The organism is Sulfurimonas sp. (assembly GCF_041563035.1).
In the GTDB taxonomy this organism is placed as follows: domain Bacteria; phylum Campylobacterota; class Campylobacteria; order Campylobacterales; family Sulfurimonadaceae; genus Sulfurimonas.
Genome location: NZ_JBFFNS010000001.1, coordinates 414,515 through 440,911 on the forward strand (window position 1 = coordinate 414,515; position 26,397 = coordinate 440,911).

General features: G+C 34.3%; 22 protein-coding genes. 13 read left to right on the top strand and 9 right to left on the bottom strand.

The genetic code is table 11. From position 1 onward, the window contains the following. Window positions 1–33 precede the first annotated feature (33 nt). Window positions 34–243 (top strand): hypothetical protein, encoded by a 210-nt coding sequence (locus tag ABZC13_RS01930; protein WP_372999206.1) that lies wholly within the window; start codon window positions 34–36, stop codon window positions 241–243. Here the strand turns inward: ABZC13_RS01930 and kdsB are convergent. Then, complete coding sequence (gene kdsB, locus ABZC13_RS01935) at window positions 240–956, bottom strand: 3-deoxy-manno-octulosonate cytidylyltransferase (RefSeq protein ID WP_372999209.1); 717 nt, start codon at window positions 954–956, stop codon at window positions 240–242. The two genes, ABZC13_RS01930 and kdsB, sit on opposite strands and share 4 nt — an antisense overlap. Before the next feature lie 48 nt (window positions 957–1,004). Here kdsB and ABZC13_RS01940 point away from each other — a divergent pair, with 48 nt between their 5' ends. Genes ABZC13_RS01940 through trpC form a run of 4 tightly spaced genes read left to right on the top strand, consistent with a single transcriptional unit; the run spans window position 1,005 to window position 4,138 of the window. Continuing rightward, a complete protein-coding gene (locus ABZC13_RS01940; protein WP_372999212.1) occupies window positions 1,005–1,700 on the top strand; it encodes a tRNA1(Val) (adenine(37)-N6)-methyltransferase in 696 nt (231 codons plus the stop codon). After that, window positions 1,688–2,077 carry a YkgJ family cysteine cluster protein gene (locus tag ABZC13_RS01945; RefSeq protein ID WP_372999215.1) on the top strand — a complete coding sequence of 130 codons (390 nt, stop codon included), beginning with the start codon at window positions 1,688–1,690 and terminating at the stop codon, window positions 2,075–2,077. The genes ABZC13_RS01940 and ABZC13_RS01945 overlap by 13 nt, the downstream gene beginning before the upstream one ends. Further along, window positions 2,070–3,356: a hypothetical protein gene (locus ABZC13_RS01950; protein WP_372999218.1), complete on the top strand. Its 1,287-nt coding sequence runs from the start codon at window positions 2,070–2,072 to the stop codon at window positions 3,354–3,356. The genes ABZC13_RS01945 and ABZC13_RS01950 overlap by 8 nt, the downstream gene beginning before the upstream one ends. Beyond that, entirely contained in the window at window positions 3,353–4,138 is a 786-nt protein-coding gene (gene trpC, locus ABZC13_RS01955) for an indole-3-glycerol phosphate synthase TrpC (RefSeq protein WP_372999221.1), read from the top strand. The genes ABZC13_RS01950 and trpC overlap by 4 nt, the downstream gene beginning before the upstream one ends. A 43-nt stretch (window positions 4,139–4,181) precedes the next feature. Here the strand turns inward: trpC and ABZC13_RS01960 are convergent, their stop codons facing one another. Then, on the bottom strand, window positions 4,182–4,625 hold the full coding sequence (locus tag ABZC13_RS01960) for a GatB/YqeY domain-containing protein (protein ID WP_372999224.1): 444 nt from the start codon (window positions 4,623–4,625) through the stop codon (window positions 4,182–4,184). A gap of 69 nt (window positions 4,626–4,694) precedes the next feature. On the opposite strand from ABZC13_RS01960, the gene flgH reads away from it, so the two are divergent. Both flgH and ABZC13_RS01970 read left to right on the top strand, forming a co-directional pair. Beyond that, a complete protein-coding gene (gene flgH, locus ABZC13_RS01965; RefSeq protein WP_372999442.1) occupies window positions 4,695–5,414 on the top strand; it encodes a flagellar basal body L-ring protein FlgH in 720 nt (239 codons plus the stop codon). Next, window positions 5,359–6,936 carry a hypothetical protein gene (locus ABZC13_RS01970; protein WP_372999227.1) on the top strand — a complete coding sequence of 526 codons (1,578 nt, stop codon included), beginning with the start codon at window positions 5,359–5,361 and terminating at the stop codon, window positions 6,934–6,936. Before flgH ends, ABZC13_RS01970 begins: the two co-directional genes overlap by 56 nt. 37 nt (window positions 6,937–6,973) lie before the next feature. Here ABZC13_RS01970 and ABZC13_RS01975 read toward each other — a convergent pair whose 3' ends face one another. Both ABZC13_RS01975 and ABZC13_RS01980 read right to left on the bottom strand, forming a co-directional pair. Next, on the bottom strand, window positions 6,974–9,679 hold the full coding sequence (locus ABZC13_RS01975) for an EAL domain-containing protein (RefSeq protein WP_372999230.1): 2,706 nt from the start codon (window positions 9,677–9,679) through the stop codon (window positions 6,974–6,976). Between the two features lie 91 nt (window positions 9,680–9,770). Next, complete coding sequence (locus ABZC13_RS01980; RefSeq protein ID WP_372999233.1) at window positions 9,771–11,309, bottom strand: SulP family inorganic anion transporter; 1,539 nt, start codon at window positions 11,307–11,309, stop codon at window positions 9,771–9,773. Between the two features lie 152 nt (window positions 11,310–11,461). Here ABZC13_RS01980 and ABZC13_RS01985 point away from each other — a divergent pair, with 152 nt between their 5' ends. From ABZC13_RS01985 to ABZC13_RS01995, 3 genes are all read left to right on the top strand, one after another. Further along, entirely contained in the window at window positions 11,462–13,492 is a 2,031-nt protein-coding gene (locus ABZC13_RS01985) for an EAL domain-containing protein (RefSeq protein WP_372999236.1), read from the top strand. 33 nt (window positions 13,493–13,525) lie between these two features. After that, complete coding sequence (locus ABZC13_RS01990) at window positions 13,526–13,930, top strand: acyl-CoA thioesterase (RefSeq protein ID WP_372999239.1); 405 nt, start codon at window positions 13,526–13,528, stop codon at window positions 13,928–13,930. A 68-nt stretch (window positions 13,931–13,998) separates the two neighbouring features. Further along, the gene (locus tag ABZC13_RS01995) at window positions 13,999–14,562 is read left to right on the top strand and encodes a YajG family lipoprotein (protein WP_372999242.1); all 564 of its coding nucleotides are present in this window, start codon (window positions 13,999–14,001) and stop codon (window positions 14,560–14,562) included. A 21-nt stretch (window positions 14,563–14,583) separates the two neighbouring features. Here the strand turns inward: ABZC13_RS01995 and ABZC13_RS02000 are convergent, their stop codons facing one another. Further along, a complete protein-coding gene (locus ABZC13_RS02000; protein WP_372999245.1) occupies window positions 14,584–17,208 on the bottom strand; it encodes a valine--tRNA ligase in 2,625 nt (874 codons plus the stop codon). A 199-nt stretch (window positions 17,209–17,407) separates the two neighbouring features. Here ABZC13_RS02000 and ABZC13_RS02005 point away from each other — a divergent pair, with 199 nt between their 5' ends. The 3 genes from ABZC13_RS02005 to ABZC13_RS02015 all read left to right on the top strand — a co-directional run bounded on the left by ABZC13_RS02005 (window position 17,408) and on the right by ABZC13_RS02015 (window position 19,773). Beyond that, on the top strand, window positions 17,408–18,181 hold the full coding sequence (locus tag ABZC13_RS02005) for a helix-turn-helix transcriptional regulator (RefSeq protein ID WP_372999248.1): 774 nt from the start codon (window positions 17,408–17,410) through the stop codon (window positions 18,179–18,181). A gap of 241 nt (window positions 18,182–18,422) precedes the next feature. Beyond that, complete coding sequence (locus ABZC13_RS02010) at window positions 18,423–19,259, top strand: hypothetical protein (protein ID WP_372999251.1); 837 nt, start codon at window positions 18,423–18,425, stop codon at window positions 19,257–19,259. A 1-nt stretch (window position 19,260) separates the two neighbouring features. Continuing rightward, window positions 19,261–19,773 carry an exosortase/archaeosortase family protein gene (locus tag ABZC13_RS02015; RefSeq protein ID WP_372999254.1) on the top strand — a complete coding sequence of 171 codons (513 nt, stop codon included), beginning with the start codon at window positions 19,261–19,263 and terminating at the stop codon, window positions 19,771–19,773. 157 nt (window positions 19,774–19,930) lie between these two features. Here ABZC13_RS02015 and ABZC13_RS02020 read toward each other — a convergent pair whose 3' ends face one another. The 4 genes from ABZC13_RS02020 to ABZC13_RS02035 all read right to left on the bottom strand — a co-directional run bounded on the left by ABZC13_RS02020 (window position 19,931) and on the right by ABZC13_RS02035 (window position 26,267). Then, the gene (locus ABZC13_RS02020) at window positions 19,931–22,939 is read right to left on the bottom strand and encodes a choice-of-anchor O protein (protein ID WP_372999257.1); all 3,009 of its coding nucleotides are present in this window, start codon (window positions 22,937–22,939) and stop codon (window positions 19,931–19,933) included. 181 nt (window positions 22,940–23,120) lie between these two features. Continuing rightward, window positions 23,121–23,492: a hypothetical protein gene (locus tag ABZC13_RS02025; RefSeq protein WP_372999260.1), complete on the bottom strand. Its 372-nt coding sequence runs from the start codon at window positions 23,490–23,492 to the stop codon at window positions 23,121–23,123. 79 nt (window positions 23,493–23,571) lie between these two features. Further along, window positions 23,572–24,891 (bottom strand): hypothetical protein, encoded by a 1,320-nt coding sequence (locus ABZC13_RS02030; RefSeq protein ID WP_372999263.1) that lies wholly within the window; start codon window positions 24,889–24,891, stop codon window positions 23,572–23,574. A 17-nt stretch (window positions 24,892–24,908) separates the two neighbouring features. Next, complete coding sequence (locus tag ABZC13_RS02035) at window positions 24,909–26,267, bottom strand: hypothetical protein (RefSeq protein WP_372999266.1); 1,359 nt, start codon at window positions 26,265–26,267, stop codon at window positions 24,909–24,911. Window positions 26,268–26,397 lie beyond the last annotated feature (130 nt).

Genomic DNA, 26,397 nt, shown 5'->3' on the forward strand with positions numbered 1-26,397 from the left:
TTACTTATTTAAATAATTTAAAGGAGTGGATTCATGGCATATAGAGTAAGAGTAGAGAATACTTGTAGTTGCTTTTTAAAGAGTGGAATGTCTGAGAATCTAGAATTTGACTCACAAGATAGAGCCAAAGATGAAGCTCAGAAAATGATAGAAAAGATGAACTCTACTTTTTGTAAAAAGCATGAATTCGCTCTTACTGAGCAATTTGGTGATTACACTATCTTCATCAAAGCTAGAAGCTAGAGAAAAATTTCTATAGCTCTAGCCAGATCTTCCGGTGTATCTATACCAAAACCTGTACTTGCAACTTTTAACATTGTTATTTTCTTTTGATGATGAATAGCTCGAAGTTGTTCTAGACCTTCTATGTCTTCTATTGGCGCATCATCTAGATTACAAAACTCTTTGAGACTTTTTTTACTAAATCCATATATACCGATATGTCCAAAATAGTTTGCTCTTCCACTTCTATTATATGGGATTAAAGAACGAGAGAAATATATGGCATTATTATCAGAGTCTAAAACCACTTTAACAAGGTTTGGGTCTTCGGCAGATTCTGCATTTATAGCATTGTAACAACTTCCCATAATAAAGGGCTCATCTTTTTGTTGAAGCTCTTTGAGCTTACTTATAAGTGATTCTACAACTTCAGCCTCTATAAAAGGCTCATCTGCTTGAACATTAATGATTATTTCATTATCGTCAAGTTTTAAGATATTTGCACACTCATTTATGCGGTCAGTACCACTTTTATGAGTTGTAGAGGTAAGCATTGCTTCAACACCATGTTCTTTACAAATAGCAATTATTTTTTCATCATCAGCAGCTACCACAACTCTATCAATGTGAGAAACAGCTTTGGCAGTTCTAACAACCATAGGCAGACCGCCAATATCTGCTATAACTTTTTGTGGAAATCTTGTGGATGCCAATCGTGCTGGAATAATAATCATTTAATGCCTTTGAGATATAATAACAAAATTATATCCAAAAGGTGTTTTATGCTTCTTTACCAGCCACAAGAAGGCTACTGTTACAACAGTGATTCTGTCTTTTTGTATGATTTTATAGACTCGTTTAATCCAAAAGGTAGGGTCTTGGATGTTGGTGCGGGTTGTGGTATTGTAGGACTTTTAGTAGCTCGTGACAATCCAAAAGTAGAACTTGAAGCTGTAGAGAAGCAAGACGCTTTTGTCGAGTATGCGACAATTAATGCAAGAGTAAATAAAATAGAGTATAAGATACATAAAACTGATTTCATAGATCTTGATGAAAATGTAAAATATGACTACATCATTTCCAACCCTCCTTTTTATCATGACAATGTTTCGGTAAGTAAAAATGAGATGTTATTTAATGCAAGGTATAATATCAATTTACCTTTAAAAGCATTTTTCAAAAAAGTTTCAAGACTCTTAAAGCCCAGGTCTCACTTCATTTTTTGCTATGATGCATCGCAGTTTGGTTTGATATGTGCAGAACTGGACCGTGTAAAATTAAGAGTAGTCGATGTTAGATTTGTGCACCCAAAAGCAGATAGAGGAGCTAGTTTAGTAATGTTACATGTTAGAAACGGCTCTTCATCTCTTATGAACGTGCATAAACCGCTGATAAGTTTTGACGGCAGTGAATTTTCACAAGATGCAGCACGCATCTATAAAAAAGCTTCAACACAGAGTATAAAATGTCATCTGTAGTTAGAAAAGATGGTTTTAGTTACGCTTTTGACACGTCGGCATGTTACACTTGTGAAGGTAGATGCTGTACAGGTGAGAGCGGTTACATTTATGTAACCAAAAATGAAATAGAAGCAATTAGTAAATTATTAGATTTAGATATTAGAGATTTTGTGAATGAATACCTTTTTAAAAAAGGTTATAAGTATTCTATAAAAGAGATAAAGTATAATGATTCACATGAGTGTATATTTTACGATAGAGAGATAAACGGCTGTATGGTTTATGAAGCCCGTCCTTCCCAATGTATAACTTTCCCTTTTTGGGATTATTATAAAGAGAAAGTAGCTGAGTTAAAGCAAGAGTGTCCGGGAATAATAGGAAGTAATAATGATTAAAATATTTTTATCTCTGTTTTTAGTACTACTTTTCAGTGGGTGTGTTTCCAAAACGGAATCTTTAAAACCAAATGAAAAAGCTTTTGCAGAAGAAGACGCTTATATACTCTTTGCTCTAAGAGCAGAAGAGTTAAAAGATCACAACTCAGCTTCAATCATATTTAATTCATTGTATGAAAAATCAGATAAAAAAGAGTACCTATATAAATCTCTACAAAATGACTTGGCAGCACATAAAAATGCAGATGTTGTCTCTAAAGTAGATCGTGAGACAGATGGTAAAATCGAAGACTTTAAACTAATCAGATTAAAAATAGTTGCTTTAATAGGTGATCAAAAATATGAAGAGGCTAGAGTTTTAGCAATAGAATTAGTTGATAAGTCAAAAGATGTAAATGATTATGTTTTAGTTAGTGAAATATATGTAAAACAAAAAAAATACAACACTGCTCTCAAATATCTGGAGAGTGCATATACTAAAGATTATAATGAAAAAATATTAGATAGAATGTCAATAATCTTATATGTGAATTTACAAAGAAATAAAGAAGCTATCGCTCAATTAGAAACTCATGCCAGAATGCATGGATGCTCAAAAATAATTTGCACAAGGCTAATAGGTTTTTATTCAAATGAAAATGACATTGACGGTCTTTTGTCTGTATATTTGAGAATGTATGAGTTAGAAAAAAGTGATGATATTTCAAAGAAAATAGTCCAGATTTATGCTTATAAAAAAGACTATATAAAACTTATGGGCTTTTTGCAAAAGAGTGGAAGTGATAATGAACTTCTTCTTCAAGTATATATAAATGCAAAAAATTATAAACAAGCTTCTAAGTTAGCTAAAGAGTTATATCACGATACCGGCGATATCAACTATTTGGGTCAAAGTGCAATTTTTGAGTATGAAAGTCATAAAAACAGAGCTGATAAAAAGATGCAAGACTCAGTAATAAAGAAGTTAAAAAAAGTAGTAAGTGTCGAGAAAAAACCATTATACTTGAACTATCTAGGTTACCTTCTCATAGATCACTCTATTGACATAAAAGGCGGGATGGGTTACATTAGAGAAGCATTGAAATTAGAGCCTAACTCGGCATTTTATCTTGATTCTCTAGCTTGGGGATATTATAGACTTGGAAAGTGTGAAAAAGCTTATAAAATCATCTCTAAAGTAAAGAAATTAGAAGGTGGAAATGATCCTGAGGTTCTAAAGCATGTTAAAACCATAAAAAAATGTAAAAATAAAAAAGTTAAGGATAAGAAGAAAAAATGATTTTAGACGACATTATAAAAAAGACTAAAGAAGATCTAGTAAAAAGGGAAAAAGAGTTTTCGTTAGATTGGCTTGGCCGTTCACTTGCTTTTAATGCAAGAGCTCCAAGAGATGTTTTTCCATACTTAAAAGCGACAGAAGAAGATCCGTATAGAATTATTGCAGAAGTTAAAAAAGCTTCTCCATCTAAGGGTGTTATTCGTGAAGATTTTGATCCATTAGCAATTGCTCAATCTTATGAAAGAGGAGGTGCAAGTGCTATTTCTATACTTACTGAGCCTCACTTCTTTCAAGGTTCACTAGACTATCTTGGAGGGATCAGAAGATATGTCGGCATCCCACTTTTAAGAAAAGACTTTATTGTTTCAAAATATCAGATCTTAGAAGCTATGGTTCATGGTGCAGACTTCATTCTTCTTATAGCTGCAGCATTAAGTAAGAAAGAGTTAAAAGAGCTTTTAGCATATACAAGACACCTTGGAATGGAAGCTTTAGTAGAAGTTCATGATAAATCAGATCTTGTTAAAGCGATATATGCAGGTAGTGATATTATAGGTATTAACCACAGAAACCTGCAGACGTTTGAGATGAATATGAACCTATCTTATGAGCTAATTCCAATGATTCCAAATGGTAAGATAATTGTTGCGGAGAGTGGTATTTACGAACATGGTCAGTTAGAGGATCTAAGTAAAGCAGGTGTAGATGCTTTTCTTGTAGGTGAGTCTTTAATGCGTCAAGATGACGAAGAAGCAGCTCTAAGAAAATTGAAAAACGGGTAGGAACTTAATTTTGAGCTTTGTAAAAAGCTCAAGCTTTAGCGGACTAATTTAATAGACTTTTAACACACTCATTAATTCTTTTTCCATCAGCTTTTCCGGCTAACTCTTTTGAAGCCATTCCCATAACTTTTCCAATGTCTTTTATAGTAGAAGCTCCAACTTTAGAAATAATATCTTTTAGTGCAGATTCTAATTCATCATCACTCAGTTGAGCAGGAAGATATGGAGTATATATAGCAATCTCATCAAGTTCAATTTGCAATAAATCATCACGACCTGCATCTTTGTACTGAGACGCTGAGTCATTTCTTCTTTTAACCTGTGTTTGAATAATTTTTATAACATCGTCATCATTTAACTCTTTTCTTTCATCAACTTCAATCTGCTTAAAAGCACTTGTAAGAAGACGAAGAGCATCTCTTGTCTTTGTATCTTTAGCTTTCATTGCATTTTTTACATCTTGATTAATTGTTTCTCTTAGAGTCATAAATATCCTTTGGAACTATTTTTGCTAGCATTATAGCTAAATCTATGCCCTATAAATGAGACTCTAATGATAAAACCAATTTTAATATTCATCATGCCTTTTTATGCTATACTTTTTTTAACTGGATGTACAGCAAATCTTACAGAACCAGAGATAGATTTTGAGCCACCGGCTTATGTAGAGCAGATGCCGGCCAAAGAAGATAAGAAAGATTATGTCTCTACCGGGAGTATTTTTGGTCAGGGAGATAATCCTCTTTTCTCCGATCATAAGGCTATGCATGTTAATGACATAGTTAGAGTAGTTATTTCAGAGGCTACACAAAGTTCAAATACAGGCTCAAAAGAGCTTAGCGAAGCTGATACCAGTGCTTTAGGCGGTGGAACTTTTACTGCAACAGGTGGAAACCCTGCTATTAGCTCATATGCTAATAAGCTCAATGGCTTGGCAAATATAGGTTTTACTGGTAACTCTACAAATACTTATAAAGGTGCGGGTAGTGCTACAAAAGATGCATCTTTTACTACAACTGTTTCGGCTAGAATAGTGAAAGTTTTACAGAATGGAAACTATTTTATCTCAGGTAAAAGAGAAATTTTAGTTGATGACCAAAAACAGATTATTCAAATTAGTGGTGTAATTCGTCCATACGATATTGACCAATATAATAAGATAGACTCTGCTCAGATGAGTGAAGCTAAAATTCTTTATAAAACTCAAGGGGATGTTGAACGTGCTACAAAACAAGGATGGGGAACCAAAATTATTCAGGCTGCTTGGCCATTTTAGTATAGTACTTTTACTTAGTGCATCTGCAGTAGGTGCTCAAAGTTTTGAAGAATTCAAAAGATCACAAGCTGAATCATTTACTAAGTATAAAGATGAGCGGGATAATGCTTTTAACAAATACTTAAAGCAACAATGGGAAGCATATAATGTATATAAGGGCACACCTTTATACGAAAAACCTAAACCTAGAGAGATAGCTCCTGCAAAACCTGCAAAAATCAAAAGTGTCGGTCCAAAAATCAGTATAAAAGTTAAAAAGATAGAACATGTTGAGCCAAAACCACCACAAAAGTTTGTCATTTATAAAGAACCTGAAGTTAAAAAAGAGAAAATAGAGCCAAAAAAAGAGATAGTGAAAAAAGAAGTAGTAACTCCTAAAAAAGATGAAGTAAAAATTGCTAAAGTAGAACCTAAAAAGCTTGAAGTTGCGTCCAAAGATATAAGTTTTGATTTTTATGGAACTACACTTGGTTTTGATGTGCCATCAGGTATTAAAAGTGCAAAGTTCTATCCTCAAAACCAAGAAGGTATAACTAACTTTTTTGACAGCGCAGCATCTAGTGATTATGAAAATCTTTTAGGTGAGATAAAAAGAGTCAGTGAGGAGATGAACCTAAACGACTGGGGTATTTATCTATTGGTTTTAGATATTTCAAATCATATTCATTCAAATCAAGACAACTCAAATCTTCTAAGTTGGTTTATCTTTAATAAACTTGGATATGCAGTTAAAGTAGGGTTAGCTGAGAGACATATTGTACTCATGCACTATTCTAAAAAAACTATATATGCAACTCCAAACTATAACTTTTCAAATAAAAAGTTTTACGTAGTTTCTAACTATTCTAAAGGAAGTGTCGGCAGATTATACTCTTATAAACAAAACTACCCTGGTGCAAACAAGCCACTAGATCTTTCTTTGAAAACACTTCCTAATCTTATGTCAAAAATGCATAAGAAAACACTTTCTTTTATGGACTATGGAAAAAAATACAAAGTCTCATTTGAGTATAATCAAAATCTAATAGACTTTATGGCTACATACCCACAGGCAGATTATGAAACTTATTTTAATGCTCCAATAGATAGTAGAACTTATCAGTCGATTGCAAGTGATATAAAAAAATATGTCGATGGAAAAAAAGCTGGAGATGCTATGAATTTTGTTCTTCATTTTGTTCAGAAGTCTTTTAAGTATGAGAGAGATAATCAGCAGTTTGGAAGAGAAAAAGTAATGTTCGCCTATGAGACACTCTATTTTGACAAATCGGATTGTGAAGATAGAGCTGTACTTTTTTCTTATCTCGTTAAAGAGCTATTTGGTGTAGGTGTAGTCGGTGTTAAGTATAAAGATCATATGGCTACTGCTCTTTATGTTCCAATGTCAGGAGATATAGTTAAAGCAGGACAAAGAAAGTTTGTTGTAGCTGATCCAACTTATATTAATGCGAGCATTGGGCAAAGTATGCCAAAATACAAGTCTTTAACACCAGAGAGTTTTGTAGTTGTAAAGAAAGACTAAATCAATACCTTAGGCGATTATGATAGTTGTCTGGCTCTTAAGTGTTTTCTTTTACTTTTAGAAGATCTATAAAACTATCTTTATCTACCGCTTTACTAAAATAATATCCCTGATACTGATCTGAGCCACACTCTTTTATAAATTCAAGCTGATCCTCATTCTCTATTCCTTCTGATATGGTGTTCATATTGAATGTTTTAGCCATGTTTATCACCATTTTTATCAGTTCTCTATTTGAATCAAGAGATAGGTCATCAAAGAAGCATCTGTCTATTTTGAGAGTATTTACCGGTAATTTTTGAAGATAAGTTATAGACGAATACCCAGTTCCAAAATCATCAATAGAAAACTTAACACCAAATTCTTGTAATCTATTAATCTTTACAATAGCCAGATCAAAATCTTTTATAATATCGTTTTCTGTTATCTCCAATTCTATTTTAGATGGATCAATTTTATATTTTGTTATTATTGAGATTATTTTATCTTCAAAGTTTTGTTGAAGCAGTTCTTGTGAGCTTATATTGATTGCTAATGAACCGTCAAAAAAATCTGAAGAATCTTTTATAAATTCACAGCCTTTATGAAGTGCAAGAGTAGTTATTTCCGGAATAACACCTATCTCTTGCGCTACTTTAATAAACGAAGCTGGATAGAGTAGACCTTTTTGTGGATGTAACCATCTTATTAATATTTCTGCACCATTTATATTCCCAGTTTTTATATCAACTTTGGGTTGAAAGTAGAACTGAAAGTCATTATTTTGAAGAGCATTTTTTATCTCTTTTTCTAAAATAATATATTGCTTTAGTTCATTTTCAATCTTTCTATCAAAGAAGACAAACTGGTTTTTGCCCTTAGACTTTGCCTGATACATAGCGGTATCAGCATGAACTATTACATCATCTTTATTCTCTTCACCATCAGGAAATAGTTTAATGCCCATACTAAGACTAATCTCTATTTTTTGCTCATTTATTATAAAAGTCTCAGATGAAGTATTTATAATCTTTGTACAAATCTCTTTTATGCATTTTGCAACGTCTGATTTATTTTTGTCAAAATTTAAGAGCATGATTCCAAACTCATCTCCACCTATTCTGGCAAATACATCATCTTCTCTTAAAATACTATTTAGTCGTTTGGAGAGTTCAATAATAACCTGATCTGCAACACTATGTCCGTATAAGTCATTTATTTTTTTAAAATCATCTATATCAATGAATAAAAAAGCGTGTAAAAAGTTATGTCTCTTTGCACGAATAAACTCCTCATGAAGTTTTGAAATAAGTGATTTTCTATTTAAAAGACCTGTTAAAAAGTCATGACTAGCTTGGTAGTGGGCATCCTCTTGAGCTTGTTTAATTTGTGTAATGTCTGTAAACTGACCTATATAATTAGTTGTAACATTATCTTCATTTTTTATAGCGGTAATAGATAGTATCTCAGGATAGATATCCCCATTTTTCCTTTTGTTGTAAATTTCGCCTTTCCAACTGCCAAAATTAATTATATCATTCCACATATTTTCATAAAAATCTTTATCCTGCTTAAATGATCTTAATGTTCTTGGATTTTGTCCTATAACCTCTGAAGCACTGTATTTTGTTATATCCGTAAAAGCTTTATTTACTTTGATAATATTACCACTTATATCTGTAATAACCATAGCTTCTTGCGCGTCAAATGCATATCCGGCTATTCTAAGTTCTTTTATATGTTTTTCTTCTTTGCCTATTAGTTTTTTTAACATATATGTTAAAAATATTAGCGCCAATATTGATATAAACCATAATATGAATGTTATATATAGAGATTTCAGTGATTCATCATAGATAAGATTAGCGTTATTTTTGTATCTGTTTAATATTTTTGTTGATATTTCTGCAAATATATCAATGTATTGTGTGCTTGCTTTGAAACATTTATCAGCTTCTTTTGTATTATGCAGTAATAGATTTGATATGTTATTTCTACAATAGTTTAATCGATTTAGTGCAGATATACTGTATGAATTGTCATATATAGTATTTAATTCAAGTGATGCACTGGCAAAGAAATCTTCTATCAGCTCATCTTGTTTATCTTGAAAGTTTTTTATTTGTAGAAGATTTTTATCATTCGTATAATCATTTAACAAATGGTTGTATGTATAGGCTCTCTCCAAACCTGCATACTCTTTTAATTTTTGAAACTGAATTATTGATTGAGTGTCTTTTTGTATATCTTTAAATGCAATATTAAAAATTTTAATTATGAGAATAAGTTTTCTGTTTATGTCAGTATAGTAGTTTATCTCGTCTTCAAAAGTTATGCTAGAGTTTAAAACTCTCTCTCTTATATCTTTTAAGCTTTCTAACTCTTGCATTATTTGCCTAACTATAGGCTTTGCTTTACGCTCAATGATTATTTCTAGTTTTCTTTTATCTTTAGATTTCAGTTTAATTATTTTTAGAAGTTCTGTGTATGCTTTATCTGTATTTGCATGTTGTTCTTTTAATCTATCTATATATAAAGATTTTTCATCTACAACAACATAGCCGGCACTTAAACCTCTCTCTATCTGAATATTATGAATTAAAGTAGATAAGACATCAGTTATACGTGCAGAGAGTTTAAAAGCAGAACTATAGCTTAGTTGTTTGTACTCATGAGCGAGTGATGTATAGGAGAAATATATAAGGGCTATAGCCGGAATATAAAATATTATTAAGATTTTATATTTTAAAGATTTATAATTCATATGCTTATTCTATCATATAAGATAAAGCTATTTATTGACTAAAGACAAATCAAATACATGATTTGTCTTTTCTTGTGAAATTTATATAATGTTAGTAGTTGTAAGCAACTTTATAAGTTGGATCATCTTCTTCATATGCACAGTGTGGGCCTGCTTTTTTCAGTATAGCTTTACAGTCGGCTGAGAGATGACGAAGAAGAAGGTTCTTACCTGCATCTTCATATTTTTTTGTTATAGCATCTATTGCTTCAACACCTGAACTATCCATAACTCTTGCATCTTTAAAGTCAATCACAACTTTTGGAGGATCGTTAGGTATGTCAAAGTTGTCTGCAAATGTTGTAGCAGAACCAAAGAAAAGTGGACCGTCTAGTTCATAAACTCTAGTTCCATCTGCTTCAGTATGGACTCTTGCAAAGATTCTTGCATGTTTCCAAGCAAAAGCAAGAGCAGAGATTATAACACCCGCGATTACTGCGATTGCTAAGTCTTCTACAACTGTTATAACTGTCACTGCAACCATAACAAAGGCATCTGTACGAGGCATACGGGTTAGACGAGAGAAGCTAGACCACTCAAAAGTACCGATACTAACCATAAACATGATTCCAACTAAAACAGCTACTGGAATAGCATTTAAAACTCCGCTCATTGATACAACTAATATAATAAGTCCAACAGCAGCAACAAATGATGAAAGTCTACCAATACCGCCTGATGTGTAGTTGATGATACTTTGACCGATCATCGCACAACCAGCCATACCACCAAAGAAACCACAGGTGATATTTCCAGTTCCCTGAGCAATACACTCTTTATTTGCCGAACCACGAGTGTTGCTAAGCTCATCTAAAACAGAAAGAGTAAGAAGTGACTCGATGATACCAACAAGAGCAACGATGACTGCATATGGAAGAACCATGATGATAGCATCTAGGCTAAATATATATTCTGGAATTCCAAAGCTTGGAAGTTGACCTGCATACTTACTCATGTCATCAAGACCGCTAAGGAGTAGAGTCTCAGCCTTTGTAAAGTATACACCCAGTGTTATAACAACTATAGCAACAAGTCCGGCAGGAACAGCTTTTGTAACTTTAGGAAGCAGATACATAATAGCCATAGTAACAAATACTAAAACATACATCATGTAACCTTGACCCTCAAAAAACTTAAACTGAGCGGTTCCAATAACGATAGCAAGACCATTTACAAAACCATGGATAGCAGGTGTTGGAACAAGGCGGATAAATTTACCAAGTTTTAAAGCACCGATAGATATCTGAATAATACCAGCAACAACAGTTGCAAGAAGTATGTAGTGAAGTACACCCATGGCAATAGCTTCTCTGCTCGCACCTTGCGCTTCTAAAAGAGCAGTAGCTTCAATCCCCAGACCAACTAAAACTATAGCGACAGCTCCAGTAGCTCCGGAAATCATCCCCGGTTTACCACCGATAAGCGAAGTGATAAGACCTAAGATAAATGCAGTATAAAGACCAACAACCGGACTTACACCTGCAATAAATGAAAATGCAATAGCTTCTGGAACTAATGCGACAGCGACAACTAGACCAGATAGAATATCATTTTTGATATTGGCTGATGTGTACTTTTTTAAATCAAACAATTGTGAGGTGCCTTAAACGTGGTATTATTAAATTTCGCGATTATATCTAAAGAGTTATGAAGATTTGCTTGTAAAATATATGTATAATATATAAACATATATTTTGTGACTTTTTAGATACAATTAATGTATAAGTTATTAAAGGGCTGGTAATGAGCGATGATTTAAAAAATTCTAATGTTGAAGAATTATTAAATAGATTACCTGGGATGTTATATAGATGCAAGTATGATAGTGACTGGACAATGCAGTTTGTCAGTGAAGGCTGTAAAGAGTTGACTGGCTATGAAACAGAGGAACTACTATATAATAGAAGTATGTCATATGCTTCTATAATTCATGAAGATGATCTGAACCTAACATATATAGAAGTAACTAAAGCTTTAGAATCAAATACACCATTTAGTTATGAATATAGAATATATACCAAAGATGGCAATTTGAAGTGGGTTTGGGAACAAGGAATAGGGCTATATGATGATAGCGGTGAAGTCGTAGATATAGAGGGCTACATCACAGATATAACTTACCAAAAAAAACAGAGTGATGAACTTCAAACAGAGTTAACTAAAAAAGATAAAGAGCTTCTTGTCAATTCAACACTACTTGATGAATACAAAAAAGCAGTTGATGAAGGTGCTATTGTAACTAAGACAGATATAAACGGAATTATTACTTATGTAAATGATGAGTTTTGTAGAATGTCTGGTTTTGCAAGAGAAGATGTTATTGGTAAGTCTCATAGTGTCGTTAGGCATCCGCAAAATCCAAATTCAGTTTTTAGTAATTTATGGAAGACTATACTGGATAAAAAAATCTGGAAGGGTGTTATAAAAAATAGGACTAAAGATAAAAAAACATATTATGTCAAATCTACTATTGTTCCTATTCTTGATTATGACGGTGAGATAAAAGAGTTTTTTGCCATTAGACATGATGTTACTGATCTGATTCTTCAAGAGAAAAAAATCAAGTTCCAAACTACAGATGATATGACACAATTGCCAAATAGACAAAAGCTTATTGAAGATTTACAAGAGAATAAAGAGCTAAAACTTGCCATTATAAATATAGAAAAGTTTAAAGAGATAAATGATTATTATGGTTTTGATACAGGGGATAGACTTCTAGTAGAACTCTCGACAATGCTTTCAAAAATGCTAGTTAATTATACAACAAAACTATATAAACTTCCAGCTGATGAATTTGCAGTTTTAACAGATGATAGTATAGATAAAGAGAGCTTTAGAGGGCTGATGTTATCTATACTTGATACTATAAATTCATTTGAGTTTGAGATAGGATCATACAGCTTTAACTTAAGAGCATTGTCAGGTGCTTCAATGCAAAGAAACTACTATATAAATGCTGAAATGGCGACTAATCATGCTAAGTTAAATAATGAAGAATTTGTATTTTTTGATGAAAATATAGAGATAAAAGAGCAACTTGAGAACAATGTAAATTGGACTAAAAAATTAAAAGCTGCGATAGAAGATGACAGAATAGTTATGTTTGCTCAGCCAATAGTATGTAATACATCTATGTGCGCAAAAAAGTATGAGTGTTTGATTCGTATGATAGATACAGATGGAACAGTTATATCTCCATTTAAATTCTTAACAATAGCAAAAAAATCAAGACTCTATCCTGAGCTGACAAAAATAGTAATTGAAAAATCAATTGATTATTTTAAAGATAAAGAAGATTTTTTTTCAATCAACCTTACATTAGAAGATATTTTAAATCAAGATATAGTAGACTTATTAAAAGATCAGATTGAGAAGCATACTGGTCTAGGACAAAGACTAATAATAGAAATAGTTGAAGATGAAGGTATCGAGAACTATAACGAGGTCAGTACTTTTATAGATAGCGTAAAAAGTTTAGGTTGTAAAATAGCTATAGATGACTTTGGTACAGGATATTCAAATTTTGATTATTTGATGAAGTTAAATGTTGATTTTATTAAAATAGATGGTTCAATCATAAAAAATATAGACCATGATAATGGTGCAAAAATAGTAACAGAACTGATTGTAGACTTTGCTAAACGATTAAATATAGAAACAATTGCTGAGTTTGTTTATAGCCAAGAGATACATGCTATAGTAAAAGAAATGGGAATAGACTATTCTCAAGGATTTTACTTGGGTAAACCTGAGCATCTAGTAAAAAAGTAGTACTAATTTAAATTGTATAAAAGAGGATTTTTAATGAAAATGATAGCACTAAGGGGAAGAGTTTTTCCAACTGACTTAAACCATGCAGGAACTGTTTTTGGTGGATGGATAATGGGGAAGATGGATAAGGCTGCATCTATAGCTGTAGAGAATATTATAATATCGCCTGCTGTAACTGTCGCTGTAAGTGATATGAACTTTATAAAGCCTATTCATTGTGGTGCCATCTTTACTATATATACAAAAATAGTCCATATTGGTAGAACTTCTATAAAAGTAGATGTGGATGTTCAAATAAAATCGCGTGAGACACATGAAGAGTATAGTGTAACAAAAGCAATATTTACGTTTGTAGTTGTTGACGCAGCTTCAAAACCAAGAGATGTCAGAGAAGTTATCCGTGATGATTTAGATGAATATGTAAGAGAATTACTTTAGATAGTTTTATGTTTAGAAATCATTCTGTGATATACTCTAAATCAATTTATATAAGGAGATATAGAAGTATGAAAAGTATATTTTATATGATAGCAGTTGTAGTGTTCTTAGGTGGATGTTCTTACAAAAATGAAGCGATAAATCTTTCTTCGTATAATGCACAATATTTAGGTGAGACTTCTAAAGAGAAAAAAAGTGTTTTTATAGAATCGGTCAAAGATGTTAGAGCCGATAAAAAAAGTATAGGTTATATACTTAAAAACGGTGAAAAAACTACAAAGCTTTTTAGCAATGAAGATTTTGAAAAAAAATATAAAGATGGCTTAACTAGCGCACTTCATATGGCTGGATTTAAAGCTGGCTCAGATGCTAATTCGGACTTAGTTATGAGTGTCAATATAAAAAAGATAGAACTTATTCATGAAGATAAGAGTTTCGATAAAAATCTAAAAGGTCAGATTGAGCTAGAAGTTATTATTAAAAAAGGAAATGAGACTATTACTCAGAACTTTAAACCTTCAGCTTCAAAGTGGATATCACCATCATATAGCTCTAAAGATTTAGAACCGTTTTTAAATGAGCTGTTTTCAGATAGTATAAATGATGTTGTCTCAAGGCTAACGAAGCATTAGTCTTGAGAATATTTGAAGATATTATTTAAGAGAGTTTAACTGCTCTTGGACTTTTAGTTGTTTTGCTTGCGAATCTGCTAAAAGTTCACGATTTTTAGCTAGTACGTCTTGGGGAGCATTTGCAACAAATTTTTCATTGTTTAGCATTCCACTTAGTTTCCCAACCTCTTTATCCAACTTTTCATTTTGTTTTGTAAGTTTGTTTATAATAGGGGTCAAATCTATAGAGTCAGTAGGGATAAAAGTCTCACACTTATCAGCAATATCACTTACTGCATTTTCAACTTTTGCATCTGTAAAGATAAGCTCTTTTTCAACTTTTGCAAGTTTCATAATAAATGGAGCCATCATCTCTTTATCTTTATCAGAAATTCCATCTACTTTAACATATGCTTTGTCAATTTTTTGGTTAGCCAGATCAACAAGAACTTTTGCACGTCTGATAGATACAATAGCATCCATGATAATCTCAAACTTTTTCTCTTCTTTTCTCTGTTTAGTCTTACTCGGGTATGAAGAGATCATGATAGACTCAGATGTCTCTAGAGAAGTTCCTGAAAGCTCATGGTGAAGATACTCCGTGATAAACGGCATAAATGGGTGAAGAAGTTTCATAGCCTCTTTAAAGATAGCGCCAAGTTCTACAATAGAACCTTTGTCAGCTTTAGAAAGCTCGATACCCCAGTCACAAAATTCATTCCATAAGAAACGGTACATTACAGTTGCTGCATCGTTGAACTTGTATTCATCAAGAGCAGCACGAACTTCTTTTGTAGCTAAGTTTAGACGAGAGACCATATAACGACCTAAAGTAGTTTCTATACAAAAACCTTTTATGTCAGGGAAAGTGTCGACATTCATCTGAAGGTACTTAGTCGCATTGTAAAGTTTGTTTGTAAAGTTACGGTTTAGCTCTAACTTCTCTTGGCTCATTCTGATATCACGACCTTGAGCAGCAGAGATAGCAAGAGTAAAACGTAAGATATCAGCAGAGTATTTGTTTACCATGTCTAAAGGATCGATTACATTTCCTTTAGATTTACTCATCTTCTCACCTTTTTCATCACGTACCAGAGCGTGAAGGTATATGTGGTTAAATGGTAGCTGACCGTTAAAGTTTTCACCCATCATCATCATTCTCGCTACCCAGAAGAATAGGATATCAAAACCTGTAATCAGTAGTGTATTTGGATAAAAATCTTTCATATCATCGCTTTGAAAAAGTTTATCCATCTCAACATCACCATTTCCCCAACCAAGAGTTGAAAAAGGCCATAGAGCAGAAGAGAACCAAGTGTCAAGAACATCTGGGTCTTGAGTTAAGTTTTTCGAAGCACATTTAGGACAAGAAGACGGATTCTCATCCTGAGATGCAAATTCATGGTCACAATCATCACAGTAAAATACAGGGATCTGGTGTCCCCACCAAAGTTGACGTGAGATACACCAGTCTCTTAGATCACCCATCCAAGAGTTGTATGAGTTTATCCAGTGTGGAGGGAAGAACTTAGCTTCACCGGCATTTGTTTTTTCGATAGATTTGTCAGCTACTTCTTTACGAACAAACCATTGTTTTGAGATGTATGGCTCAACAATGTTTTTACATCTGTAACAGTGACCAACCTGGTGCTTGTGGTCTTCAATCTTAACCATAAAGCCTTCTTCATCAAGTCTTTTAACGATAATGTCACGAGACTCTAATCTTTCAAGACCTTTAAACTCTTCAGCGTAATCGTTTAAAATACCTTTTTCATCAAAAACAGTGATGAACTCCAAGTCATGTCTCTTTCCAACTTCGTAGTCATTCTGGTCATGTGCAGGAGTAACCTTAACAACACCTGTTCCAAAGTCCATATCAACATGCTCATCAGCGATGATAGCTACTTCTCTTTGAAGTAGAGGAAGACGAATTTTTTTACCTATTAGGTCTTTGTAACGATCATCATCAGGGTGAACCATAACTGCGGTATCCCCGAAGTATGTCTCAGGTCTAGTCGTTGCAACTTCTACATGTCCGCTTCCATCTGCAAAAGGATACTTTATGTGGTAAAACTTACCATCATGGTCTTCGTGTTCTACTTCAATGTCGCTAAGTGCACCGTCATGTGTACACCAGTTAACCATGTAGTTTCCGCGAATAATAAGACCTTCGTTATAAAGATGAACAAATGCCTCTTTTACAGATTTTTGAAGTCCCTCATCCATAGTAAAACGCTCACGCTCCCATGCCGGAGTTACACCCATCTTACGAAGTTGGTCTGTCATAATCCCAGCAGACTCTTCTTTCCAAGCCCATGCACGCTCTAGAAACTTTTCACGACCTAGCTCTTCTTTAGTTGTACCCTCTGCTAAAAGTTGTTTCTCTACAACATTTTGAGTAGCGATACCCGCGTGGTCTGTTCCTGGTTGCCAAAGAGTTTTGTAACCATCCATTCTTTTGTATCTAGTAATAATATCTTGAAGTGTAAATGTAAGAGCGTGACCAATGTGCAGACGACCTGTAACATTTGGTGGTGGCATCATGATTGAGAAGTTTTTTCCCTTTTCTTGGATGGCTTTGTTCCCATCTACTTCGAAGTACTTTCTATCTTCACATATTTTATAAAATTCGTTTTCTATTTTGCTTGGTTCATAGCCGTTTGACATATATATCGCCTTGTTTAGAGTGCTTAAAATTTCGCGATTATATCTTAAAAGAAGTGAGGCTTTGCTTATAAAATATCTTGCAGCAGTTAAAACGTTATATAACATATCATTATTAAGTTCAATATTGTTCATAACAGATATAAATTAAGTTTAATTTAGTTAGTATTAGTAAATGTTAATTATATAAGGTGTGTTCATTATGGCTGTTCAAGAAATAGAATTACTAGAAAAAATTGTGCATATGCAATCTTGTATAATCGAAGGACACGATATTAAGGCTGTTTTGCGAAAAGATACTGCTATATTTAAAAATAGAAGCGGTGCCGAAGCCATAGCCCTTTGTTTTGAAAATGGAGAACATTTAAAGATAGAGTTGGTGTTGGAAGAGAGCAAAATACTTCTCTCATTGTTAAGAGAGTACAAGATGATGAGCGAGGATGTAATAGATGGTAGGATTATACAAAGATGTATTTCAGGTTTTAACGGTTCGAGAAAATATCTTAAAATCAACTCTCTCTATGAGTTGTTTCACGGAACTCTATCAAAAGCAAACTCACTCTATTTTGAGCAAAAGATGAATTTTAAAGAAGCTCATGTATTTACATTGTATAACTACGAAAAGAAAAAAATAGGATTTGTAATATACTTTTTTTCTAATGATTCAGTCATCTTGGAAAAAAATTTACCAGAGCTGACAACTGTATTTGAAACTTTGATTCGCCCCTTCTATAGCAGTAAGTTAAAAACAATATATTCAAGGTGTGTGCATAAAGGAAACAATATGGGACTTCTGACTGAAAGAGAAAAACAAATTGCCTATCGTGTTTTACAAGGGAAAACTTACAAAGATATTGCCATAGAATTAAAAGTCACGGTAAACACACTAAAAACACATATGAAGAACATCTTTAGTAAGTATGGTGTGAGATCTAAAATGGAGCTAAACAACAAATTAAGCGGTGAAAATACTTAACACTACTATTCCACTTGTAATTATAAAAATATTATTTAATATGTATCACCCTTTTTAGTGATGAAAGAGTATGCATAATATAATATACTGTCTAACAATATAAATAAATAGAAGCAGAGGCATAGTCTTAATCCTTATTGCGTGAGTTGGTCTAATTTCTTCACTGGAAGCTGGAAAAATAGGCATTTTTACAGATTAGGCTGGTTCCACGAGTTATCCTAGTGGATGGAATCTAGAGAATGTGAATGTAAAGATTACGGATCTTGATTTTAATGTTATTGGAAAAACTTTTATTCCCTCTATTGGTTTTTATGATGCGATGATACTGGGAGACTTTTTTGAGAGTGATATTAACGCTACAGATGATCGGATATTGGTAAATCTTAACGGTAAGAATTGTCCTGTTGACGAGCCTGCCGGTATCAAGGTTATGGAAATGGCATTTGATGCGACGATATCAAACAGTAAACGAGCAAACTGTATTATGACTGCATCTTATCACAAGGGCGACTATTTAGATGCTGTTACTCCTACTGAGACACGTTGTAACAGTGATTTTCAAACACATAAGCGTTTTAAACTGAATATGTTGCCGACCATGGTAGAAGCTGGGGATGATAATAATGATCCGACAACAGATGCACAGATTATTGCATTTTGTGGAGATTGCGGAGATGGTAACTATACTTGGATGAAAGGCAATGAAGACGCTTTTGCTACTGTAACAAGTCTGGATTTGGCAACATGGACAAGCAGTCATCTTTTTAACATAGATAAAATAGAAGATGTCCTTAACCTAGGTTTGAATTATATAGTTGAGATTGGAGATATTTCGATATTCCCTGCTGCTTCTCCTGAGTTGACTATAGGTTCAAGTTTGGAAATAGTAGTGTCAGATAATGTTACTGTAATAATTACAGCCTCAATAACACCTATGGCACCGGTTGTTGTGACGGACAGCTCTAGCAGTGACTCTAGTTCTATATTTTCAACCGTGGATAATCTAAGTATGTTAGCTATGATATTTGGATTCTTAACAATTGGCGGATTGATAGTTCGAAGAAAACTGGTAAACTAATATGACTGTTTCCTGTGTAAAAGACAAAGTTCTCAAGTATGCTCTATGCTACTCTGTCTGGAGCGCAGTTCTCTTCGCCCTCATCTTTATTGAGGGCATATCTCCACTCTACTCTTTAAATGAACTTCAAACGTCATTAACCATATATTTTACTAACCTATGGTTATCTTATTCTGACATTCCAGTATATATGAACGGTAATAAGATGCTTTTTGAACATGGGGTGGAGTTATTGATTTTAAATGTCTGTAACGGTATGATTCCAATACTTCTATACGTCGCAGCCGTCTTGTCATACCCTGCAAGAAAGTTGGATAAGATAGATTGGTCAATTGGTGGATATTTTGTATTGACAGTAGTAAATATCTTGAGAATATACTTCATAACAGTTTGGGTGGCAGATCATCCTGACAGTTTTCACTATTTACATGATTTTGTAGCACGATATGTGGTTGTGGGATTGACCCTCATATTTTTTTATTTGTTTGTCAAAAATGCAAGAATAGCAGATTGATTAGAACCTTAAGTGTCTTTATATTTAAGGCTCTTGAACTATCATTATCTTTTTTAGCCCTCTTTCTCTCTTCTTCTTTTTTAATATAGAGGTTACAGATCATGTTAATTAAAGCTTAGTCTCTACCAAGTATGGTAGAGACTAATTTGAAGGTATACTAAGGGATCGAGATATTATAATCAACTCGTCCAAACCAAGTGTCCAATCCGGAGAATGGATCGGTATTGTCATAATGTTCTTCCTCTTGTAACCATACGTTATAAATCATTTTGCCATCAGGACTTGCAAAACTATTTACTTCTTTTTCCTCAATGATTCCACCTTCTCTGTTAGCTATAACATTAGGTTCTGCATCCCAAGTCAGACCACCGTCAATAGAACGTTTATAGAAGAGATCTGTTTCTGATTTACCTAGGCTTTTGTTTTGATAATCAATGAAATCAATCTCACCCCAAGTTAGAAAAAGTACATTTCTATCACTGTTTTGATCTGAAACTACAAGACTTGTACTATTTCCCTTAGGTGTAGTAAAGAGTCTTGGATCCACAGATGTAGCTGAAGCTTTACTTATACGAGTGACATTCACGGGTCCTTGCCATGCACCGTTTGTATATGTATGCACGAAGAAGTTACTAGGCATACTGCCATTCTCTGAAGCTGTTTTATTAGCATCCGGAGTGTAAACATATCCGGTATATATATTGTTTCCACGAAGGAAAATACGCGGAGAGAATGTGTTGTCATTCATGTGGTAATACGTATTGTCATCAAGATTAGCAGCACTCCAATCCATATCATAGTCAGATGCATTAATATCAGTTAAAGGTTCAGAAGAACTAATATTTGTCGTATCTAAATCTCCAGCAGTTGCATCATTGAGAGCTACAAATGAATCATAAGTAAAGCCATTGTTTACACGAACGAACATATCAGAAGATGCTCCTTGAGTTTCAAACGATTGTTTATATAATAGAGCAAATGTAAAGTTACTTGCATCACAGGAATCTACCTGCGTACCGATCACAACACGACGTGAATTTTCATAAATCATGTTGCTTGGATCATCTTGAGCGGGCACTTTCATATTTACAATATTACCGGCACTTACAAGCGGCATAGCCATTTTTTGTATAATATCAGGGTCGCTTGCATTGAAATCATCAATAGCATTAAAGTTGAAGCTTTCAAAGTAAATAGATTTACCCTCAAACTCGATGATAGTATCAGCATCTCCTTGGTCTTGATCGCCGGTGCCTGTTGTGTTTTCTGAGAGACCTTTTGTCTCCTCATAGCTTAGAATTACTACGGATTCACCCTGATCTGTTTTCAGTATTTTAATTGCTGATCTCGAAGCTCCGGTATCTCCGTCAAGTACAACTTGTGTATTTGTAAGCATATCTATATCATACGTTTTACATCTTTCAATAGCTGTTCCCGCACTGTTGTTTGTTGTTGACGATTGGGAACCATAAGTATCGCATAAGCTTTTACAGTAACTTTTTGTGTCATTAACCGAACACTGTTCATTGTCCGTAATACGCATTGGATAGTGAAAGTTATGTAAAGACTTAGGTTTTGCTGTCTCATCATCAGTACCGTTTACATCATCAAAATCACTTATTTTAAGAGATGTATACCAGATATCCGTACCGTGGTTTGTAGTCGCACCGCTCCATCCGTCTCCAGGACCAGCACCTTTACCTGAACGAAGACCTGTTGTGTCTTCTTGCCACGCCATTGCAAATCCTGCATCTGAAGCCTCTAACCAGATGTGATTTGAGTCTCTTCTTCCGGTTGTGAGCTGTACAGGTGCATGCCACATTATGTTTCCATCGGCCGGATCAAAAATACCCCTTGCCGTCCATATACATGAGAATGGAACTTCAAAGACTTCTTTGCCGTTTGGTGCAATCATTACCGTACCGTCATCCTCTGTGTAGTCAATAGAACCTTGCACTCCGTTTACAAAGAAAAAGTCATCAGAATAATTGCCGTCTTCTCCCTGAACTAAATCAAAAGGATTTCCGCTCGGGCAATATTTGTCGTGCCAAGCCATTAAGATTCTGTTTCCCTGCATAGCCATTTTCGGTTTTTGTGCATGTCCGTAGTAATCTATTTGTGTACCATCCCAAGTCACCTTGGTCGATGTTTTTGTTGTAGAGTCTGAAACAACTTGATTTTTCCAAGAGTCACCATTATCTAAAGAGAGTGCAAAGAAAAGAGCATCTCTTTGATTTGGATCACCGATGTCTGCACTGCCGTCACCCATTTCATAAGCTGTACCTACAACTTCTTGAAGATAGCTTATAGCAATAGGGTGAACTTTTTCACCTGTTGCATTCCCATCAGCATGTTTACCGTCTACAACCGTACTTAGACGAGCAATAGCATTGTGTGAGTTGCCTCTTTCTCTGTTATCATCATCTAAACCTGATGATGAGATATTTCTTTTTTCTGTTTGGCTTGCATTAAAATCTGCTGCATCGTTAATATAAGTTATTCCGAGATCAGGAGTACATGCCAATGCCGTACCGTTTATATCTGCAACAGGAGGCTGAGGACCATATAGTGATTCAGTAAAGTGTTCTACTGCATCTTCTTCGCTAGGCACCATATCATCTGTAGAAGGTGTTGTGGCTATTACAGCATCCAGAAGTGTTTTAAGATCGGCGCTACTCTCAGTTGTAGGGTCAAACGTTGCAGGATCACCACCACTGGCTAATATGGCAGCTTCTAAAATTTCAATAGTTTGAGGAAGAATTTCAATACCGTTTGTAGGATCACCATCAGTATCTAGAGACTGGAATAAGACTATAAGATTTATTACTTCCTGATCACTGGCTGTTTTGGTTCCATCAAAAAAATCTAAAGGAGAGACCGGGCTTGTCTTTGCAAGCAAACTACCAAGTTTGATGTCTGTACCCAGTGTGAACTCTACTCTCTCACCAGCTACAAATGAGTAGTGACCATCTTTATCTGTTTTGCCTGAAAACTTGCCTTTGAAGTCTATTCCTTCAACTGCCGAATCCACAAAAGTACCTTCAAGAACCGTAGCTGCTGTAGTATCAGTCGAACCATCACTGCTACCACCACTGCAACTAACAAAGATACTCATGCCTATTACCGCTATAGCCGCAGCTATAGAATATGTAAGTTTAGTTTTCATAATGAAATCCCCCATATAATAATTTTTATAAATGAACAGCAATTAACCATTGGTTAATAAACGTTTATTAATTATTAATTATATAAAAAAATTATAAGTAACACATCACCCCACTGGGTGACATGCAAACAACACTATGAATATTTTTGTCAGACTGCAATCCAACTCTTAAGATTTATGCTTAGCGACGTCCGCCGCCACCGCCACGGTTTCCGCCACTGCGACTTCCACCGCTTCCATTTGCTCTGGAGGATTTTGAAAAACTTTGACTAGAGCCATAACCACTACCATATTTTGACGAACCCTGACCTGAACCATATCCAGCGCCTTGAGCGCTTCCCTGCTGAGAATCACTCCCACTCTTTTGATACTTATATTGGTGTCTATACTGATGCTTGATCTGCTTTCCTTGATCGCCACCGGTTCTCATCTGAGCCTGAGTATTTGGAACCTGTTTATTCAGTTGGTTATACAACTGCTTATTCTCATCAGCCATCGCAGAGACACCTAAGATTAATAGAGTTAAAATACTTAGTAAAAATTTATTCTTCATTTGTAATCCTTTATTTGATATAACACTATTCTAACTTAACTATGTAAGCATAGTGTTAGCATATAATGCAGATGCAAGCCTAAAAAGCGAGGCTTGCTACTATATAAATATCATGATAGTTATCTCTTGTACTTTCTGCAGGATCGTTATAACTGTACTCAGCATCCAGTGTAATGTTTTGTCGTATAAGATAATTTAAACCAAAAGAGTAAGCTTCGAAATCATAGGCTTTTACAAATTCTCTACTTACGGCTGTCGCATCTTTGTTATCATAGTTTAAATAAGCTACTTTTACACCAAGTTTTTCTATAGGATTTATTTGAAACTCGATAGAAGCAGCACTATTGTCCGTTTTTTGCAAGTTAGGACTTATAAGTAAATTATTTGGTGTAGTTTCAATAATATTTTTCATAACTATATTGGCAGTTGTCATTGTCATCATATTCCTGATGAAGCCAGTCATTTCAAAGTCAAAACCATATCCTTCTTTTTTTATGTTGACAAGTTTTCCTTGAGTAGTGATAATTCCACCGTTTAAACTCTCATCAGTCGCTTTTAATTCACCTGATAATCCATAAGTACCAATCATAAAGTTCCATTTATCGACAGTCCGGTTATATGCTAAACGTCCAAATGGAATTAAACTACCACCCGCATCTAAGCCTTCATTGTTTTGAGATGGAATTGTAAGTCCAACTGTAACAAAGAAATTATTGTCTCCATAGTAGAGTTGAAAACCCGTTGCTGGTCCATTAGCAATACCAGTCGCTTGAGCTGCATTTGTAACATACGCATTCTCAAACTGTCTAAGTGGTGTATTTAGACCAGTATTAAAATTTTCCATTCCATAAAATGTACCATTTATTTGTGTTGAATATAGAGAAGCCCCCGCAAAACCATTTAAAGCTTTATATGATAAAATAGCTTTCCCTCCGAATACAACATCATTTGTTGCTGATGGGTCTCCTGTTATCGAGACTACACCACCTACATTATCTGCTATACGTCCTGCAAAGTAAAGTCCAGAGCTTTCTAAAACCTGCAGTTCTCCACGTTCTTTTCCTACAATATCAGCAGAGCTGTTAGTATCAAGGTCATCAGAAGTTTTAACATAGCGTGCTTTTATAATGGCAGAGACGTTCATAACTGACGGTAATCCAAGTGCGATATCTGAACCTTCTATTAGTGCTTGTGTCTCGCTTTTTGAATTGTACTTTGTGAATCCGGACAAAGCAAAATCACGTCCGTGACTGTTAAGCTTTGGTGTGTTTTGTACATGACAAACCATACAGTTTTCTCCAGTTTGACGAGTAAAACTCGGTATGGCACTTGCCGACTCCGGAAGCATTAAAAATAATATACTTAGAGGTAAAAGTATTTTTTTCGTTAAGTGTTTCATAGGATACTCCTGTAATTCTAAAATGAGATTGTTAACACTGAAAGTAAGTCAGTGTAATCTTCAATATCTTGTCTTGTCGGTTTAACCATGGAATATTCCATAGCAAACTTAACATTTTGTCTAAATGAATAATCAAAACCTACTGTATAAGCATCTTTGTCTTTTGCATCAACTTTATCCAGTTCAAATGTATGTGGTCCCTTGTCGTCCAGTGTCAAATATGCGAATTTTAATCCAAGTGGAGTCCACGGGTAGTACTCTAAGGAAACAGAGAAGGCTTCCATATCTGCATCCGCAGGCTCTCCGTATATGTTTGTGGAATTTTTTCCGGTAATATAATTCATTAAATTTGGATCATCCAAAGTAGTCTTGTTTTTTAAAACAGCGTTCATTGTAATGATTATATTTTTTGAAAGAAGTTCACCATCTATCTGCAAGTCAACACCGTATGCTTCTTTTTCTAGCTCAACCAGTGCTTGTGTTACTTTACCTTCTAGTGAAACATCCAACAGTGTATTACTAGCTTTTGATTTACCATAAATACCGTATGCACCTATTATGATATTAATGTTACCGATTGGCTGTTCGTAGGCAATTCTGCCATAAGAAATCATAGATCCGCCCATATCGATTCCATCAGTGTTATGGATTGGAACATATGCCCCAACTGTCAAAAATAACTTTTCACCTGCATAAAACACTTGAATACCTGTTGCTTCTCCGCTTGCTAAATCTGCGGCTTGGGCTGCATTAGTAAGTTTATGATTTTCAAATTGACGTATTGGTTTGTATAATCCGGTACTATAAGTCTCCATTCCTGCAAATGGACCATAGTTATTAGTAGAATAAACTACAAAACCAGAGTAAGCATCTCCCATCTCAAATGAGGCAACAACTTTACCACCGAAAACTGTTTTTCCTATTTTTTGACGTAACTCTAAAAGAGATCCGACATTATCTGAGACTTTTCCGGTAATATTAATAGTAGAAGTTTTAAATATATCATACATCCCTCTATTAGCGCCTAAGTCATCGCCATTTGAATTTTCCAGGACTTTTCCTTTTCCGTTTATTACATCATAACCTTTGTCGTATCTAGCTTTTAAGATCAAAGATATATTAAGCACTGCAGGAAGAGAAAGTCCAATATCTTCACCTACAATTAAAGACTGAGAACCGCTTTTTGTACTCATCGTGTATGCTGAACGAGCAAATCCACGACCAAAACTATTTAGATAAGGCTGGCTATTTGCATGACATGCCATACATTCAAGCCCCGTTTGTCTGGAAAAACCAGGAACAGCATGCAGATTATCTATGAAAAGCATGAAAACTAATAAGTAGGGAAGAAAGATTGACATTTTCACTTGATTCATAATGACTCCTCATTTCTTTAATATTAAAATTAGTTTCTAACATTAAGGGAAGTATACTAAATAAGAAAAGATATTAAATCACACATTCGGGTGATAACAATATATAACCTGTTAAATAGTATTTTAAGAA

What these genes read in the sequence shown, in the direction of transcription:
- ABZC13_RS01930 (WP_372999206.1), top strand. Translation starts at nt 34, where the DNA reads ATGGCATATAGAGTAAGAGTAGAGAATACTTGTAGTTGCTTTTTAAAG.
- kdsB (WP_372999209.1), bottom strand. Translation starts at nt 956, where the DNA reads ATGATTATTATTCCAGCACGATTGGCATCCACAAGATTTCCACAAAAA.
- ABZC13_RS01940 (WP_372999212.1), top strand. Translation starts at nt 1,005, where the DNA reads ATGCTTCTTTACCAGCCACAAGAAGGCTACTGTTACAACAGTGATTCT.
- ABZC13_RS01945 (WP_372999215.1), top strand. Translation starts at nt 1,688, where the DNA reads ATGTCATCTGTAGTTAGAAAAGATGGTTTTAGTTACGCTTTTGACACG.
- ABZC13_RS01950 (WP_372999218.1), top strand. Translation starts at nt 2,070, where the DNA reads ATGATTAAAATATTTTTATCTCTGTTTTTAGTACTACTTTTCAGTGGG.
- trpC (WP_372999221.1), top strand. Translation starts at nt 3,353, where the DNA reads ATGATTTTAGACGACATTATAAAAAAGACTAAAGAAGATCTAGTAAAA.
- ABZC13_RS01960 (WP_372999224.1), bottom strand. Translation starts at nt 4,625, where the DNA reads ATGACTCTAAGAGAAACAATTAATCAAGATGTAAAAAATGCAATGAAA.
- ABZC13_RS01975 (WP_372999230.1), bottom strand. Translation starts at nt 9,679, where the DNA reads ATGAATTATAAATCTTTAAAATATAAAATCTTAATAATATTTTATATT.
- ABZC13_RS01985 (WP_372999236.1), top strand. Translation starts at nt 11,462, where the DNA reads ATGAGCGATGATTTAAAAAATTCTAATGTTGAAGAATTATTAAATAGA.
- ABZC13_RS01990 (WP_372999239.1), top strand. Translation starts at nt 13,526, where the DNA reads ATGAAAATGATAGCACTAAGGGGAAGAGTTTTTCCAACTGACTTAAAC.
- ABZC13_RS01995 (WP_372999242.1), top strand. Translation starts at nt 13,999, where the DNA reads ATGAAAAGTATATTTTATATGATAGCAGTTGTAGTGTTCTTAGGTGGA.
- ABZC13_RS02000 (WP_372999245.1), bottom strand. Translation starts at nt 17,208, where the DNA reads ATGTCAAACGGCTATGAACCAAGCAAAATAGAAAACGAATTTTATAAA.
- ABZC13_RS02005 (WP_372999248.1), top strand. Translation starts at nt 17,408, where the DNA reads ATGGCTGTTCAAGAAATAGAATTACTAGAAAAAATTGTGCATATGCAA.
- ABZC13_RS02015 (WP_372999254.1), top strand. Translation starts at nt 19,261, where the DNA reads ATGACTGTTTCCTGTGTAAAAGACAAAGTTCTCAAGTATGCTCTATGC.
- ABZC13_RS02020 (WP_372999257.1), bottom strand. Translation starts at nt 22,939, where the DNA reads ATGAAAACTAAACTTACATATTCTATAGCTGCGGCTATAGCGGTAATA.
- ABZC13_RS02025 (WP_372999260.1), bottom strand. Translation starts at nt 23,492, where the DNA reads ATGAAGAATAAATTTTTACTAAGTATTTTAACTCTATTAATCTTAGGT.
- ABZC13_RS02030 (WP_372999263.1), bottom strand. Translation starts at nt 24,891, where the DNA reads ATGAAACACTTAACGAAAAAAATACTTTTACCTCTAAGTATATTATTT.
- ABZC13_RS02035 (WP_372999266.1), bottom strand. Translation starts at nt 26,267, where the DNA reads ATGAATCAAGTGAAAATGTCAATCTTTCTTCCCTACTTATTAGTTTTC.